11 protein-coding genes are annotated in these 15,606 nt (G+C 68.7%); 6 read left to right on the forward strand and 5 right to left on the reverse strand.

What is annotated here, in order from left to right; genetic code table 11:
* Positions 1–61: 61 nt before the first annotated feature.
* Positions 62–898 carry an aldo/keto reductase gene (locus ABZ027_RS37490; protein ID WP_356776494.1) on the reverse strand — a complete coding sequence of 279 codons (837 nt, stop codon included), beginning with the start codon at positions 896–898 and terminating at the stop codon, positions 62–64.
* Between the two features lie 458 nt (positions 899–1,356).
* On the opposite strand from ABZ027_RS37490, the gene ABZ027_RS37495 reads away from it, so the two are divergent.
* The 5 genes from ABZ027_RS37495 to ABZ027_RS37515 are packed head-to-tail and all read left to right on the forward strand — an operon-like array spanning position 1,357 to position 9,573.
* A complete protein-coding gene (locus ABZ027_RS37495) occupies positions 1,357–2,550 on the forward strand; it encodes a glycoside hydrolase family 88 protein (protein ID WP_356776496.1) in 1,194 nt (397 codons plus the stop codon).
* A 4-nt stretch (positions 2,551–2,554) separates the two neighbouring features.
* On the forward strand, positions 2,555–3,343 hold the full coding sequence (locus ABZ027_RS37500) for a Tat pathway signal sequence domain protein (protein ID WP_356776498.1): 789 nt from the start codon (positions 2,555–2,557) through the stop codon (positions 3,341–3,343).
* A gap of 14 nt (positions 3,344–3,357) precedes the next feature.
* Complete coding sequence (locus ABZ027_RS37505) at positions 3,358–5,262, forward strand: discoidin domain-containing protein (protein WP_356776500.1); 1,905 nt, start codon at positions 3,358–3,360, stop codon at positions 5,260–5,262.
* Entirely contained in the window at positions 5,259–7,526 is a 2,268-nt protein-coding gene (locus ABZ027_RS37510) for an alpha-galactosidase (RefSeq protein ID WP_356776502.1), read from the forward strand. The genes ABZ027_RS37505 and ABZ027_RS37510 overlap by 4 nt, the downstream gene beginning before the upstream one ends.
* A gap of 13 nt (positions 7,527–7,539) precedes the next feature.
* Entirely contained in the window at positions 7,540–9,573 is a 2,034-nt protein-coding gene (locus ABZ027_RS37515) for a PQQ-dependent sugar dehydrogenase (protein WP_356776504.1), read from the forward strand.
* Between the two features lie 104 nt (positions 9,574–9,677).
* Here the strand turns inward: ABZ027_RS37515 and ABZ027_RS37520 are convergent, their stop codons facing one another.
* From ABZ027_RS37520 to ABZ027_RS37530, 3 genes are all read right to left on the reverse strand, one after another.
* Positions 9,678–10,283: a dihydrofolate reductase family protein gene (locus ABZ027_RS37520; protein ID WP_356776506.1), complete on the reverse strand. Its 606-nt coding sequence runs from the start codon at positions 10,281–10,283 to the stop codon at positions 9,678–9,680.
* An 87-nt stretch (positions 10,284–10,370) separates the two neighbouring features.
* Positions 10,371–12,197: an AMP-dependent synthetase/ligase gene (locus ABZ027_RS37525; protein ID WP_356776508.1), complete on the reverse strand. Its 1,827-nt coding sequence runs from the start codon at positions 12,195–12,197 to the stop codon at positions 10,371–10,373.
* Positions 12,198–12,536: 339 nt separating this feature from the next.
* Entirely contained in the window at positions 12,537–13,406 is an 870-nt protein-coding gene (locus ABZ027_RS37530) for a LysR substrate-binding domain-containing protein (protein WP_356776510.1), read from the reverse strand.
* Positions 13,407–13,567: 161 nt separating this feature from the next.
* Between ABZ027_RS37530 and ABZ027_RS37535 the strand changes: the two genes are divergently transcribed.
* Positions 13,568–14,575, forward strand: coding sequence for a bile acid:sodium symporter family protein (locus ABZ027_RS37535; protein WP_356776512.1), 1,008 nt, complete (start codon positions 13,568–13,570; stop codon positions 14,573–14,575).
* A gap of 145 nt (positions 14,576–14,720) precedes the next feature.
* Here ABZ027_RS37535 and fdhD read toward each other — a convergent pair whose 3' ends face one another.
* Positions 14,721–15,605, reverse strand: coding sequence for a formate dehydrogenase accessory sulfurtransferase FdhD (gene fdhD, locus ABZ027_RS37540; RefSeq protein WP_356776514.1), 885 nt, complete (start codon positions 15,603–15,605; stop codon positions 14,721–14,723).
* Between the last annotated feature and the right edge of the window lies 1 nt (position 15,606).

The raw sequence follows: 15,606 nt of genomic DNA on the forward strand, positions 1-15,606 counted from the left end.
TCTCCGCCTGGGCGAGCCGGGCGGAGCCGCGGCGCAGCACGGAGAGCGGCTGGGTGAGGGCTCAGGCCTGGTTGAACGTCGCCGGGTCGGGGCCCAGGCGCCGGTCCTCGTTCAGGGCGCTGATCGCCGCGAGGTCCTCGGTGTCCAGGCTGAAGTCGAAGACCTCGATGTTCTCCTTGATCCGCGACGGTGTCACGGACTTGGGAATCACCACGTTACCGAGCTGGAGGTGCCAGCGCAGCACGACCTGGGCCGGGGTGCGGTCGTGCTTCTGCGCGATGGCCACGATCGCCGGGACCTCCAGGAGGCCCTTGCCCTGGCCGAGCGGTGACCAGGCCTCGGTGGTGATGCCCTGCTCGGCGTGGTACTCGCGGGCCTTGGCCTGCTGCAGATGCGGGTGCAGCTCGATCTGGTCGACGGCCGGGACGACGGACGTCTCGGCGATCAGCCGCTCCAGGTGGTCGGGTTCGAAGTTGGAGACACCGATCGCCCGGATCCGGCCGTCGGCGTGCAGCTTCTCGAACGCCTTGTACGTGTCGACGTACAGGTCCCGGGACGGGGTGGGCCAGTGGATCAGGTACAGGTCCACGTAGTCCAGGCCGAGCTTCTCCAGCGAGGTGTCGAAGGCGCGCAGGGTGGAGTCGTATCCCTGGTCGCTGTTCCAGAGCTTGGTGGTGACGAAGAGGTTCTCGCGCGGGACCCCGGAGGCGGCGATGGCCTTGCCGGTGCCCTCTTCATTGCCGTAGATCGCCGCTGTGTCGATGCTGCGGTACCCGGCCTCCAGCGCGGTGGTGACCGCCTGCTGCGCCTCGTCGTCCGGCACCTGCCAGACGCCGAAACCCAGCTGGGGCATCTCGACGCCGTTGTTCAGGATGATCGGGGGGACCTTGCTGCTCACGAGCTCTTGATCCTTACGGTTGTCGACAGATGGCACTTCCATACTCAACGATCACGGGCCGCGAAGAATTCCTGACCGCCAAATCCGTCCGCATCGGTCCGGATCTCTCGTGGCCGACCGGTGAGTCGGTGTCATCAGTGGGGGACCGGCTGGAGATTGGCCGGAAACGCATCCGACGTCTTCGGTCCGGACCATTGACCACGTGGCCTCATGCCGCAACTCTGTATGGCGCTGTCGAACGAGTCGCTGAACTCAGTACACCCATGTGAACGCCGCGCTGTCCTGGACTTTCCATGCCCCCCACCATCCGGAAAGCAGGTCACCTCCATGAGCAAGACCACGACGCCGACCGCATAGACGGAGGCTCCCGTTCACCAGACATCGGATGAAAGGGTCCGGCAGGCCATGCCCTCTGCCGCAAAGGCCCCACCGCAAGGCCTCATTCGAAAGGGAGGAACATGAGACGCCGACGCATGTCCACGGCGCTGACGATCGTCGCCCTGGCCGCCGTCACCCTGTCCGCTCTGCCGGCGGCCGTCCCGTCCCCGGCCGTCGCCGCGGGCGCGCGGCCCGCGAGCCGCCCGGCCGCCGCCCCCGACTGGTCCGTGGCCCTCGTCGACTCCACCATGGCCCGCTACACCCCGAGCACCATCGGCAACTGGTCCTACCCGGTGGGCCTCTACCTCTACGGCCAGTACCTCACCTACCGGCGTACGCACGAGGCCCGCTACCTCACCTACGTCAAGGACTACGTCGACCGCTTCGTGAAGAGCGACGGCTCCATGGACCAGCCCTTCAACAGCCTGGACAGCATGCAGGCCGGCCGGCTGCTGGTGATCCTGCACCACGAGACGGGCGACGACCGCTACCGCAAGGCGGCGAAGAAGGTCCGTGACCGCCTGAACACCTTTCCGCGCACCTCCGACGGCGGTTTCTGGCACGCCGACACCGCCAGCCGCGCCAACCAACTCTGGGCGGACGGCGTCTACATGGTGAACCCGTTCCTCGTCGAGTACGGCAAGGAGTTCGGCGACCGGACGTACGCCAACGACGAGGCGGCCAAGCAGCTCGCCCTCTACGGCGGCCACCTCCAGGTCGCGAGCGGCCTGCTGAAGCACGCCTACGACGAGTCGAAGAGCGTGAGCTGGGCGGACCCGCAGACCGGGCTCGCCCCCGAGCACTGGTGCCGGGCGGTCGGCTGGTACTCGATGGCGATCACCAACGTGCTCGACGCGATCCCCGCCAACCACCCCCGCCGGGCCCAACTCCTCAAGATCTTCCGGAAGTTGGCAGTGGGCCTGGAGAAGTACCAGGACCCGGCGACCGGGCGCTGGTTCCAGGTGATCGACAAGGGCGGCAGCAGCGGCAACTGGACCGAGACGTCCTGCTCCAGCATGTTCACCTACGCCCTCGACCGCGGCGCGCAAAAGGGTTACCTCGACCGCCACTACGAGGCCGTCGCCCGCCGCGGCTACCAGGGCGTCCTGGCGAAACTGTCGGTCGGCACGGACGGCCGCACCGAACTCGCCGACATCTCCGAAGGCACGAACGTCGGCGACTACGCGTACTACATCGCCCGCAAACGGGCCACCAACGACTTCCACGGGCTGGGCGCCTTCCTGATCATGAACGAACAGCTGCGAGGTGATTAGTGTCATGAGCACATCCAGAAGGAGACTGCTGGGTGCCGCCCTCGGCGGCGCGGCGGGAGCCGCCGTCGGTCTGCCGACAGCGACCACGGCGCACGCCGCGTCCTGGCAGCAGAAGTGGGCACCGTCCGCGAGCAAGGACGGCCTGGGCGCCTTCGAGACGATCGAGGACGACCGCGCCGACTCGCACACCGCCGGACAGCCGCACATCTACGCCACCGGCAACAACTGGCGCTTCAACATGCACACGGTCGACCGTGACACGTCGACCGACCGGCAGCGGCAGGAGGTCACCGGGCTGCGCACCAGCGGCAGCAGCTACCTCAAGTGGACCCAGGGCCAGACCTGGCGGGTCACGTACTCCATGTACATCCCGAGCTCGTTGAAGGCGACCACCACCTTCACGCACATCATGCAGATGAAGCAGCCGGGCACCGGCAGCTCGCCGATCGTCGTGCAGTCCCTGCGCCGGGTCAACGGCAAGCAGACCATCGAGCTGAAGCTCGCCATCGACGACATCCTCATCGGCCGCACCGATCTGGACCCCCTGCACGACAAGTGGACCGACGTCGACTTCCAGATCAAGGTCGGCGACGGCTCGGCGGGCTCGGTCCGCTGGATCCTCAAGAGCGGCGGCTCGACCGTCATCGACGCGTCGAAGACCGGCGTCGACACCTTCCTCGCCGACCGCGTGCGCCCGAAGTGGGGCATCTACCGCTCCCTCGGTGACACCTCCGGATCCCTGCAGAACACCTACCTCCTGCTCACCAACCTCCGCGGCTACCAGCTCGTATGAGGAGCCCCCTCCCCGTGAAAACCCCCACCGGCCCCCGGCACCGGGCCGCGGCGATCGTTCTCTTCGCCTTCGCCGTCGTCCTTGGGCTCACCCACCCCGCCGCCCCCGCGGCCCCGCAGACCGCTCCCCGCGCCGCCGCCTTCGAGGTACGTGACACCGGCGCCGCGGCAGACGGCTCCACCAACGGCACGCCCGCCATCGACGGGGCGAAGCCGCTCGACCTGGAAAACCCCCGGCAGAACTTCCTGCGCAACTCCGTCGGCGGCCTCTTCCTGCACTGGGGCCTGCGCACCGCGCCCGCCCACACCAGCTGCACCGAGTGGGAGAGTGACGTCACGAACGGCGGCTGGAACGCCGACTACTGGGTGAAGGAGGCCCAGAAGCTGCACACGCAGTACCTCGTCCTCGCCTCCTTCCACAGCCGCCTCGGCTACGCCCGCGCCTGGCCGTCGAAGATCCCCGGCTCCTGCTCCACCAAGCGGGACTTCCTCGGCGAGCTGGTCAGTGCCGCGAAGGCCAAGGGGCTGAAGGTCATCCTCTACATGACCGACGACCCCCAGTGGCACGCCGAGGGCGGCCATGAGTGGCTCGACTCGGCGGCGTATTCCTCGTACAAGGGCAAGGACGTCGACCTGACCACCCGGGACGGCTTCGGGCAGTTCAGCTACGACAACTTCTTCGAGGTCATGGACCGTTACCCCGACCTCGGCGGCTTCTGGATCGACAACGACAACGCGTACTGGGAGAGCAACAACCTCTACGCGCAGGTCTACCAGAAGCGCCCGAACTACACGATCAGCAACAACAACGAAGACACGCCGATCATGGACATGATCAGCAATGAGCAGAAGACGGGGATGACGCCTGCCTACGACTATCCGCAGGCGGTCTACACGGCCCAGCCCCGCCTCACCGAGGCCGACTTCAAGCTGCCCTCCACGGGCTCCTGGTGGTACGGCGGTACCGACCCGGCGGTCGACAAGATGCTCACCCTCGGCCGCCTCGTCACCAACACCGGCTCGTCCGTGAAGGCGCTGATGGCGGAGACCGCCCAGGTCAACGGCAAGTTCCCGGCCAACCAGGCCGACTTCAACAACTTCGCGAACTCCTACCTCGGCCCCATCTGGGAGTCCCTGCACGGCACCGAGGGTGGCGGCTACATGTACGGCGGGCTCAAGCCGGGCTTCTGGAACGACGGCGCCCACGGTGTGACCACGATCAGCAAGACCGACGCCGACCGCCAGTACATCCACGTTCTGACCCCGCCCAGCACCAGCACCCTGCGCGTCCGCGACAACGGCTACCGCGTCGCCTCGGTCACCAACCTCCGTACCGGAGCGGCGGTTTCGTGGTCGCAGTCGGGCGGCGTCCTCACCCTCACCGGGCTCGGGAACTGGGACCCGTACGACACGGTGTTCAAGGTCACCACGGCCGGCCGCCAGGGGATCCTCTCCGGCGTCAAGGTGAGCGCGAGCGCCTCGGCGAGCTCTCACCCGGCCTCGGCCGCCGGTGACGGCGACTACCGCACCTACTGGGACAACAACAAGACCCTCCCGGTCAACCTCACCTTCGACCTCGGCAGCTCGAAGAAGGTCCAGTACCTCGGGCTCAACCAGCGCGAGGACTCCGTCGCCTACGCCCGCTCGGACACCGAGCAGTCGGCGCGGATCAAGGACTACAAGGTGTACCTGAGCGCCGACGGCGCCAACTGGGGCAGCCCGGTGAAGACCGGTGAGTTGCCGAGCCGCCGCGGCATGCAGGGCATCGACCTGACCGCCGCCAAGGCCCGTTACGTACGCCTCCAGGTCGACTCCACCTGGGCCGCGGCCACCGACACGACCCGCTACCAGCGGCTGCGGATCGACGAGGCGTGGATCGGCACCTCGTACGCGACTCCCGCGAAGAGGGGACAGTCATGACAGGCATCACCCGCGTCACCCGCGTCAGATCGCTGGTCGTGGCCCTGGTCGGGCTGCTGATCGCCTCGGTCGTCCCACTGCTGGCCACCGCCCGCCCGGCGGCCGCCTCCGACAACGGCCAGTCCGTCCGCCCCGCCATGGGCTGGAGCAGCTGGAGCTTCACACGCCGCTGGCCGACCGAGGCGAAGATCAAGGCCCAGGCCGACGCGCTCGTGTCCAGCGGCCTCAAGAACCACGGCTTCGTCTACGTCAACCTCGACGACTTCTGGCAGAAGTGCGACGACAACGGCTTCGTCGTCGACTCCTACGGCCGCTGGTCCGTGGACTCGGCCAAGTTCCCCGGCGGCATCAAGGCGCTGGCCGACTACATCCACTCCAAGGGCCTGAAGTTCGGCTTCTACGTGACGCCCGGCATCGCCAAGAACGCCGTCACCAAGAACACGCCGATCGAGGGGACCTCATACCACGCCAAGGACATCGCGGACACGTCGAAGACGGAGAAGAACTACAACTGCAAGAACATGTACTACATCGACTACCAGAAGCCGGGCGCGCAGGAGTTCGTGAACTCCTGGGCCCGGCAGTTCGCCTCCTGGGGAGTCGACTACCTCAAGATCGACGGAGTGGGCAGCCACGACGTCCCCGACGTCCAGGCCTGGGACAAGGCGCTGCGCGCCACCGGACGGCCCATCAACTTCGCGCTGTCCAACAACCTCGCGATCGCGGACGCCGCCACCTGGCGCAAGCACGCGAACAGTTGGCGCACCCAGGGCGACGTGGAGTGCTACTGCGGTCCGGGCGACAACGGCAGCGGCTATCCGCTCACCGACTGGTCCCACGTCTCCTCCCGTTTCAACACCGCGGCCTCCTGGCAGCCGCACGCCGGTCCGGGCGGCTGGAACGACCTCGACTCCCTGGAGATAGGCAACGGTGACCGGGTGGGCCTCACCGCCGACCAGCGCCGGTCCCACTTCACCCTCTGGGCGATGGCCGCCTCGCCGCTGCTGCTCGGCACCGACCTGACCGACCTCGACCCGGTCGACAAGGCGATGCTGACCAACGACCGGCTCATCGGAGTCAACCAGGACGGCGTCGCCGCCAAACGGATCGTGAACAGCGGGGTCAAGCAGGTCTGGAGCAAGAAGGAGAGCGACGGCCAGTACGTGGTGGCCCTGTTCAACACCGGTACGTCCGGCAACACGACGGTCGCCGTGGACTGGTCGAAGGTCGGCTTCACCGGCTCCGGTGACGTCACCGACCTGTGGTCCGGCTCCCACAAGGGCGTGATCGCCGACTCCTACAGCGCGACCCTTCGGCCCGGCGAGACCCGGCTGATCCGCGTGAAGCCGGTCAGCTCCCTGAAGGGCGCGGCCGCTTCACCGGGCATGGCCGTCGCCCCCTACGAGTACCTCGGCTGGGGCAGCCCGCCGAACCCCACCTCGGTGATGTCGGCGACCGGCGTCAAGTGGTTCACGATGGCGTTCATCCTCTCCGACGGCGGCTGCAACCCGAAGTGGGACGGCTCGCGCCCGCTGACCGGCGGCAACGATCAGTCGAAGATCAACGCGATCAGATCCGCCGGCGGCGACGTCATGGTCTCCATCGGCGGCTGGAGCGGGAACAAGCTCGGCGAGAAGTGCTCCAGCGCCTCGGCGCTCGCGGGCGCGTACCAGAAGGTGATCGACGCGTACAAGCTGAAGGTCATCGACATCGACATCGAGAACACCGAGTGGTCCAACGCCACCGTGCGGCAGCGCGTGGTCGACGCGCTGAAGACCGTGAAGGCGAACAACCCCGGCCTGAAGACCGTCATCACCTTCGGCACCACCACCAGCGGCCCCGACTCCACCGGCGTCGACATGATCAAGCGGGCCGCGAACTCCGGTCTGGCGAACGACGTCTGGTGCATCATGCCGTTCGACTTCGGCGGCGGCACCACCAACATGGGCACCCTGACCACGCAGGCCATGGAGGGGCTCAAGGCACGGGTCAAGTCGGCGTACGGCTACAGCGACGCCACCACCTACGCCCACATCGGGCTGTCCTCGATGAACGGCAAGACCGACGACTCCGGTGAGCGGGTCCGGGTCGCCGACTTCGAGACCATGCTCGCCTACGCCCAGCAGCACCACATCGGGCGCCTCACCTACTGGTCCGTCAACCGTGACCGTGCCTGCGGCTCGGGCGCGGACGGCGACGCGTGCAGCGGCGTGTCGCAGCAGCCGTACGACTATCTCAAGGTCTTCACCCGGTACACGGGCTGAGGGGAATCAATCCATGAAGCGACCCACCAGAACCGTGGCGTGGGGCCTCCCCCTGGCCCTCGCCCTACCGCTCGTCGGCCTCACCGGGGGCAGTGCCCGGGCGGCCACCGACTACCAGGCCGAGGACGCCACCGTCTCCCAGGGCGCCGTCGCCACCAACCACACCGGCTACACCGGCACCGGCTTCGTCGACTACACCAACGTCACCGGCTCCTACGTGGAGTTCACAGTGAGCGCGACCGCCGCCGGGACCTCGTCGCTCGCCCTCCGGTACGCCAACGGGACGTCCACCGACCGGCCGATGGACATCTCCGTGGGCGGCACCGTGGTCGCCTCGGGGGTGTCCTTCCCGGCCACCGCCGACTGGGGCACCTGGGCGACGAAGAGCGTGAACGTGCCGCTGAAGGCCGGGTCCAACAAGATCCGCGCGACCGCCACCACCGACTCCGGCGGCCCCAACCTGGACCGCGTCAGCCTCGCGGCGGCGGCCGACACCCAGGCACCCACCCGCCCCGGCCAGCCCAGCTGTTCGGCCATCGGCGAGAACGGCCTGACCCTCGCCTGGGGCGCCGCCACGGACAACGTGGGCGTGACGGCGTACGACATCTACGAGCACGGCAACAAGGTCAGTGAGGCGTCCGGGAGTTCGGTCTCCAAGGCGTTGACGGGCCTGGCGCCCGACACGACGTACAACCTCACCGTCATCGCCCGGGACGCGGCCGGCAACACCTCTTCCGCGAGCCCGGTCGTCGACTGCACGACCAAGCCGAGCTCCGACACCACTCCGCCGAGCAAACCCGGCACGCTGTCCGCGGCGGGCGTCACCTCCAACGCCGTCGACCTGACCTGGGGCGCCGCCACGGACGACCGGGCGGTCACCGGGTACGACGTGCGCAGCGGCACCACGGTCTACAAGACGGTCACCAGCGGCACGTCGACCACCCTCACCGGGCTCGCCTGCGACAGCCCGTACGCCCTGAACGTCGTCGCACGCGACGCGGCGGGCAACGTCTCCACGCAGAGCAACACGGTGAATTTCACGACCAAGGCGTGCGCCACCGACGGTGGTGTCCCGTCGTCCGTCGCCACCCTGTCCACGGGCTGGACGATCCCGTGGGGCACCTCCTGGCTGCCCGACGGACAGTCGGCCCTGGTCACCGAGCGGGACGACTTCCGCGTCTGGAAGGTCACGAAGGCCGGCGCGAAGACCCAGGTGGGGACCGTCCCCAACGCGGTCACCACCAACGGCGAGGGCGGGCTCCTCGGCGTCGCGATCGATCCCAAGTGGGAGACCAACCACCGCGTCTACTTCATGCACACTGCGTCCGAGGGCAACCGCGTGGTGCGTATGACGTACGACGGCACGAAGCTCAGCGACTACACGGTGCTGCTGCAGGGCATCAAGAAGAACCGCTACCACAACGGCGGCCGCCTCGCCTTCGGCCCCGACGGCTACCTCTACGTCTCCACCGGCGAGGCCCAGACACCCGACCTGGCCCAGGACAAGAACTCCCTGAACGGCAAGATCCTGCGCATGACGACGGATGGGAAGGCGGCCCCCGGCAACCCGTTCGGGAACTACGTCTACAGCTACGGGCACCGCAACCCGCAGGGCCTCGCCTTCGACCGCAACGGCCGGTTGTGGGAAGCGGAGTTCGGCAACAGCTCCAAGGACGAACTGAACCTGATCAAGCCGGGCGCCAACTACGGCTGGCCGACCTGCGAGGGCAACTGCAGCGTCTCCGGGATGACCAACCCCAAGGCCACCTGGAACGTCTCCGAGGCCTCACCCAGCGGCATCGCCATCGTCCGCAACGTCGTCTACATGGCGTCCCTGCGCGGCGAACGTCTGTGGCGGATCCCGATCAACGGCGACAACGAGAGCGTCGGCTCCCCGACGGCGTACTACGTCGGCACCTACGGCCGCCTGCGCACGGTCACCAAGGTGCCGGGCGCCGACCAGCTGTGGCTGTCGACCACCAACAGCGACAACAACGGAGGTGAGGCGGACGGCTCGGACAAGATCTTCCGGGTCACCATCAGCTAGCGACCGGCGTCCGCCGTTCTCGTTCGGATCATCTGATCGTTGGTCCGGGTGTGCCGTCTACTGACCCGCAGCGCGGATCGACCTGGCACGCCCGGACCGACGGGCTAGTAGCTGTCGTAGCTGGGCTTGCCGTTCGGCCGGAAGACGCCGACGACGGTGCCGCCCTTCGTCGTCGAGACGCTGACCGGTTCCAGCGCGGTGGGGATCGCTCCGTCGGCGAACAGCCGCTTGCCGGTGCCGATGATCACCGGGTGGATGGTCAGCCGGTACTCGTCGACGAGGTCGTGCCGCATGAGGGTCTGGGCGAGGTCGCCGCTGCCGACGACGTTGATGTCGCTGCCGTCGGACGCTTTCAGCTTGCGTACGGCATCGGCGACGTCGCCCTCCAGCAGGGTGGAGTTCTGCCACTCGACGGACGTCAGGGTTCGGGACGCCACGTACTTGTGCATGCTGTTCATCCGGTCGGTGAACGGGTTGTCGGGATCGGCGGTCGGCCAGTACGACGCGAAGATCTCGTACGTCTTGCGGCCGAGCAGCATCGCGTCGGAGGTCTCGTACCAACCGGCGATGGCCGTGCCGACCTCGTCGTCGGACACCGGCTTCTGCCAGCCGCCGTGCTCGAAGCCGCTCTGGGTGTCCTCGTCCGGGCCGCCCGGGGCCTGCATGACGCCGTCCAGTGTCAGGAAGGTGCAAACGATGATCTTGCGCATGGTGCGCTCCCTTCGTCGACTGGTAGACCGCACAGCCTCCGAAAACTCATCGTCGATGCGGAGCGTCGGCACCCGACGACATACCCCCTAGGCCCGGTACAGCGCCTCGACCTCGTTGACGTACGCGTTCTCGATGGCCTTGCGTTTCAGCTTGAGGGAGGGGGTCAGCAGACCGTGCTCCTCGGTGAACGGCTGGGCCAGGATGCGGAACGTGCGGATCGACTCGGCCTGTGAGACCAGGGTGTTGGCGGCGACCACCGCCCGCCTGACCTCGGTCTCCAGGTCGGTGTCGCGCACCAGTTGGGCCGCCGGCATCTGCGGTTTGGCGCGCATCGTCAGCCAGTGCTCGACGGCCTCCTGGTCCAGGGTGATCAGGGCGGCGACGTACGGTCGGTCGTTGCCGACGACGATGCACTGGGCGACCAGCGGATGGTCGCGGACGCGCTCCTCCAGGGCGCCGGGCGACACGCTCTTGCCGCCGGAGGTCACCAGGATCTCCTTCTTGCGGCCGGTGATCGTGAGGTAGCCGTCCTCGTCGAGCGATCCCAGGTCACCGGTGGCCAGCCAGCCGTCGTGCAGGGCCTCGTCGGTGGCCTTGGGGTTGTTGAGGTAGCCCTGGAAGACGTTGTCGCCGCGCAGCCAGACCTCGCCGTCGTCCGCGATGTGCACGGTCATGCCGGGGATGGGTTGTCCCACGGTGCCGTAGCGGGTGCGCTCGGGCGGGTTGGCGGTGGCGGCCGCGGTGGTCTCGGTGAGTCCGTAGCCCTCGTAGATGTGGACGCCCGCGCCCGCGAAGAACAGGCCGAGGCGCCGGTCCATGCCCGAGCCGCCGGTCATCGCGTGCCGGATGCGGCCGCCCATCGCCGCCCGCATCTTGGCGTAGACGAGTTTGTCGAAGAGCTGGTGCTGCATCCGCAGGCCCGCCGACGGACCGGGCCCGGTGCCCCAGGCCTTCGCCTCCATCGCCTCCGCGTACTTCACGGCGACCTCGACGGCCTTCCCGAACGGCCCGGCCTTGCCCTCCTTCTCCGCCTTGCGGCGGGAGGCGTTGAAGACCTTCTCGAAGATGTACGGCACCCCGAGGAAGAACGTCGGCTTGAACGCGGCCAGGTCGGGCATCAGGGCGGCCGCGCTCATCTGAGGCTGGTGCCCGAACTTCACCTTGCCGCGGATCGTGGCGACCTCCACCATCCGGCCGAAGACGTGCGCGAGCGGCAGGAACAGCAGGGTCGCCGCCTCGTCGCCCTTCTTCGAGTGGAACACCGGCTCCCAGCGCGTGATCATCGTGTCGGCCTCGTACATGAAATTGCCGTGCGAGATGACACAGCCCTTGGGGCGGCCGGTGGTGCCCGACGTGTAGATGATCGTGGCGACCGAGTCCGGGGTGACCGCCTGCCGGTGCCGGTGCACCACCTCGTCGTCGATGTGCGCGCCCGAGTCGTACAGCTGCTGCAGGGCGCCCGAGTCCAGTTGCCACAGCTGACGCAGTTGCGGCAGCCGGTCGATGACCGTGGCGATCGTCATCGAGTGGTCCTCGTTCTCGACGACCGCCGCCGTGCACTCGGCGTCGTACAGCATCCAGAAGCACTGCTCCGCCGAGGAGGTGGGGTAGACCGGCACCACCTGGGCGCCGATCGCCCACAGCGCGAAGTCGAAGAGCGTCCACTCGTAGCGGGTGCGGGAAATGATCGCCACCCGGTCGCCGAAGCGGATGCCCTGGGCGAGCAGGCCCTTGGCGAGGGCCAGGACCTCGTCGCGGAACTCGGCGGCGGTCACGTCCCGCCACCGGCCGTCCTCGCCCTTGCGGCCGAGCGCGATATGCAGGGGGTCTTCCTGGGCATGGTGGAAGACGACATCGGCCAGACCGCCCACCGGCGGTGCCAACGCCAACGGAGGGTTGGTGAACTCGCGCAATCCCCGCTCCCGGCTCCTTGTCGCTCCCCGCAGCGCGGTGAAAGCTACCCCACCCGTGGACGGGGCGGGAGGGGGGTTGAACACGAACAGTGCTCAGATGCGCAGCAAGCAGTGACGCGAAATGCGCTCACATGGGTAGGGGTCGGACAGAAAGCTGACGGTTGGGTAAGTTTCGGTCCCGCAATCTCCACCGAATCTGTACGACGCGATTACGCTCCGCAGACCTGTCGGCAGGCCCGCCCGAACAGTGCGCGGCCGGTCCCCGCGTCATGCACGTGACCCTCTTTTCTTCAGCGCCGGGACGCCGTGATCCGTCACCGGGCCCGGTCGCCACGCTGCCTAGACACCCCGCCGCTGCAAGCGCTCCCCGCCCGCCAGGATCGCCGCCGCCAGGGCGTCTGCCGCGCCCTGGGCCGAGGGGCGTCGGTGCCCGTGGACCAGGACGAAGTCGACGTGGCCGAGTTCCGGCAGCTCTGCTCGCTCCGGTGCCCGGACCAGGCCCGGCGGGATCAGTCCCCGGGAGTGGGCCATCACGCCGAGGCCCGCGCGGGCCGCCGCGATCAGGCCGTTGAGGCTGCCGCTGGTGCAGGCGATGCGCCAGGCCCGGCCCTGCCGTTCCAGGGCCTCCAGGGCGAGCGCCCGGGTGATGCCGGGCGGCGGGTACACGATCAGCGGCACCGGACGGTCCGCGTCCAGCCGCAGTCGCTCCGCGCCGATCCACACCAGTTCGTCGCGCCACACCAGGCGGCCGTGCGGGTCCTCGGGACGCCGCTTCGCCAGCACCAGGTCCAATTTCCCGGCCGCCAGTTGCTCGTGCAGCGTGCCCGACAGCTCGACCGTGAGCTCCAGGTCCACCTCGGGATGGTCGTAGCGGAAGCCCTCCAGGATCTCCGGCAGCCGGGTCAGCACGAAGTCCTCCGACGCGCCGAAACGCAGCCGACCACGCACCCGGGTCCCCGTGAAGAACGCCGTCGCCTGCTCGTGCACGGCGAGGATCCGGCGCGCGAAGCCGAGCATCGCCTCGCCGTCCTCGGTCAGCTCCACCGAGTGCGTGTCGCGGCTGAACAGCTGTCGCCCGGTGGCGTCCTCCAGGCGGCGTACGTGCTGACTGACGGTGGACTGGCGCAGGCCGAGGCGCCTGGCGGCCTGCGTGAAGCTGAGCGTCTGGGCCACCGCGAGGAACGTACGCAGCTGGGAGGGGTCGTACACCCGCTCAGGCTATCGCGGAACATGATGACAGTCAGAGTGGTATGCCGGATTCCCGATCAAGGGTCGGAGGAGGACGATGGAAGGGGCCCCTCCGGGCCCCGTACACGCACAGGACAACCAGCAAGTGGAGCACCGTGAAACGCCTGCGATGGCCGAATTGGATGCCGATCGACCCCTACATCCTGCTGTTGCTGGGGACGGTGGGCCTCGCGGCCCTGTTCCCCGCGCGCGGGACGGGTGCCGACGTGGCCTCCGGCGCCTCCACGGCCGCTATCGCCTTCCTCTTCTTCCTCTACGGCGCGCGGCTGTCGACCCGTGAGGCCATGGACGGGCTCAAGCACTGGCGGCTGCACGTCACGGTGCTGGCGTGCACGTTCGTCGTCTTCCCGCTGCTGGGAATGGCCGCCCGCGGACTCGTGCCGGTGTTCCTGACCCATCCGCTCTACCAGGGCCTGCTCTTCCTCACCCTGGTCCCGTCGACCGTCCAGTCGTCGATCGCCTTCACCTCGATGGCCCGCGGCAACGTACCCGCCGCGATCTGCGCGGGCTCCTTCTCCTCCCTGGTCGGCATCGTCGTCACCCCGCTGCTGGCCGCCGCGCTGCTCGGCGGCGGCACCGGCGGCTTCTCGGCCGACTCGCTGCTGGAGATCGTGCTGCAGCTGCTGGTGCCGTTCCTCGCGGGACAGCTGCTGCGCCGCTGGATCGGAGGGTTCGTCACGCGGCACAAGAAGGTCCTCGGCCTGGTCGATCGCGGCTCGATCCTCCTCGTCGTCTACACCGCCTTCAGCGAGGGCATGGTCCAGGGCATCTGGCACCAGGTGAGCCCCGTCCGGCTGGGCGGACTGCTGGTCGTCGAGGCCGTCATCCTCGCCGTGATGCTCGCCCTGACCTGGTACGGCGGCAAGGCGCTGCGCTTCAGCCGGGAGGACCGGATCACGATCCAGTTCGCCGGCTCGAAGAAGTCCCTCGCCTCCGGCCTGCCGATGGCGAGCGTCCTGTTCGGCGCGCAGGCCTCGCTGGCCGTGCTGCCGTTGATGCTCTTCCACCAGATGCAGCTGATGGTGTGCGCGGTCATCGCCAAGCGCCGCGCGCGCGATGTGCCCGAGGAGGCCACCGAGTCGGCGCCGGCGTCGGGGTCGCGAACCGCGGTCGGGACACGTTCCACCTGAGCCGCGCCGCGGTGCCGGTGGGTTCCGGCCGGATCCCGGCGTGGCCGGCCACCGGTCGCCGCGCCGGACTGAGGCGGGGCCCCTGCGGCGCAGGGGGCGCTCCCCGCCGTTCGGGGCCCCGCCGCCGTGTCGCGGCGAAGACCGGTCAGCCCTGGGCGGCCGCGGCCCGCAGGACGACGCGGTCCTCGCCCGCGTACACGTTCATGGAGCCGCCCCGCAGGAATCCGACCAGGGTCAGCCCCGTCTCGGCGGCGAGGTCCACCGCCAGGGAGGAGGGCGCGGAAACCGCCGCGAGCACCGGGATGCCCGCCATCACGGCCTTCTGCGCCAACTCGAAGGACGCCCGGCCCGACACGAGCAAGACAGTGCGGGACAGCGGCAGGTCGCCGTTCTGCAGGGCGCGGCCGACCAGCTTGTCGACCGCGTTGTGCCGGCCCACGTCCTCCCGGACGTCGACCAGTTCCCCCTCCTCGGTGAACAGAGCCGCCGCATGCAGCCCCCCGGTCCGGTCGAAGACCCGTTGGGCCGCGCGCAGCCGGTCGGGGAGGAGCGCGAGCAGTTCCGGGTCGACCCGGACCGGGGGAGTGTCGGAGATGGGCCAACGGGCCGTCGTACGGACGGCGTCGAGGCTCGCCTTGCCGCACAGACCGCAGGACGAGGTGGTGTAGACGTTCCGTTCGAGGGTGATGTCGGGTATCACCACGTCCGGCGCGGTCCGCACGTCCACCACGTTGTACGAGTTCGAACCTCCCCCACTCTCGGCTCCGCTCGAGCGGGAGGGACCCCCACCCGTCGCGCCCGCGCAGTAGACGATGTTCAGCAGGTCGGACGCGGCGGCCAGCACCCCCTCGCTCACCAGGAACCCGGCGGCGAGCGCGAAGTCGTCGCCCGGCGTGCGCATCGTGATCGCCAGCGGCTTGCCGTTGAGACGGATCTCCAGCGGTTCCTCCGCGACGAGCGTGTCCGCGCGGCTGGAGACCACCCCGTCCCGGATCCGGATCACCTTGCGTCGTTCCGTGACTCGTCCCATG

This window comes from Streptomyces sp. NPDC006332 (assembly GCF_040612855.1).
In the GTDB taxonomy this organism is placed as follows: domain Bacteria; phylum Actinomycetota; class Actinomycetes; order Streptomycetales; family Streptomycetaceae; genus Streptomyces.

Bases quoted from the DNA above. Each gene is read 5' to 3' on its own strand.
- ABZ027_RS37495 (WP_356776496.1), top strand. From the start codon at position 1,357: ATGAGACGCCGACGCATGTCCACGGCGCTGACGATCGTCGCCCTGGCC.
- ABZ027_RS37500 (WP_356776498.1), top strand. From the start codon at position 2,555: ATGAGCACATCCAGAAGGAGACTGCTGGGTGCCGCCCTCGGCGGCGCG.
- ABZ027_RS37510 (WP_356776502.1), top strand. From the start codon at position 5,259: ATGACAGGCATCACCCGCGTCACCCGCGTCAGATCGCTGGTCGTGGCC.
- ABZ027_RS37515 (WP_356776504.1), top strand. From the start codon at position 7,540: ATGAAGCGACCCACCAGAACCGTGGCGTGGGGCCTCCCCCTGGCCCTC.
- ABZ027_RS37520 (WP_356776506.1), bottom strand. From the start codon at position 10,283: ATGCGCAAGATCATCGTTTGCACCTTCCTGACACTGGACGGCGTCATG.
- ABZ027_RS37535 (WP_356776512.1), top strand. From the start codon at position 13,568: ATGCCGATCGACCCCTACATCCTGCTGTTGCTGGGGACGGTGGGCCTC.
- fdhD (WP_356776514.1), bottom strand. From the start codon at position 15,605: ATGGGACGAGTCACGGAACGACGCAAGGTGATCCGGATCCGGGACGGG.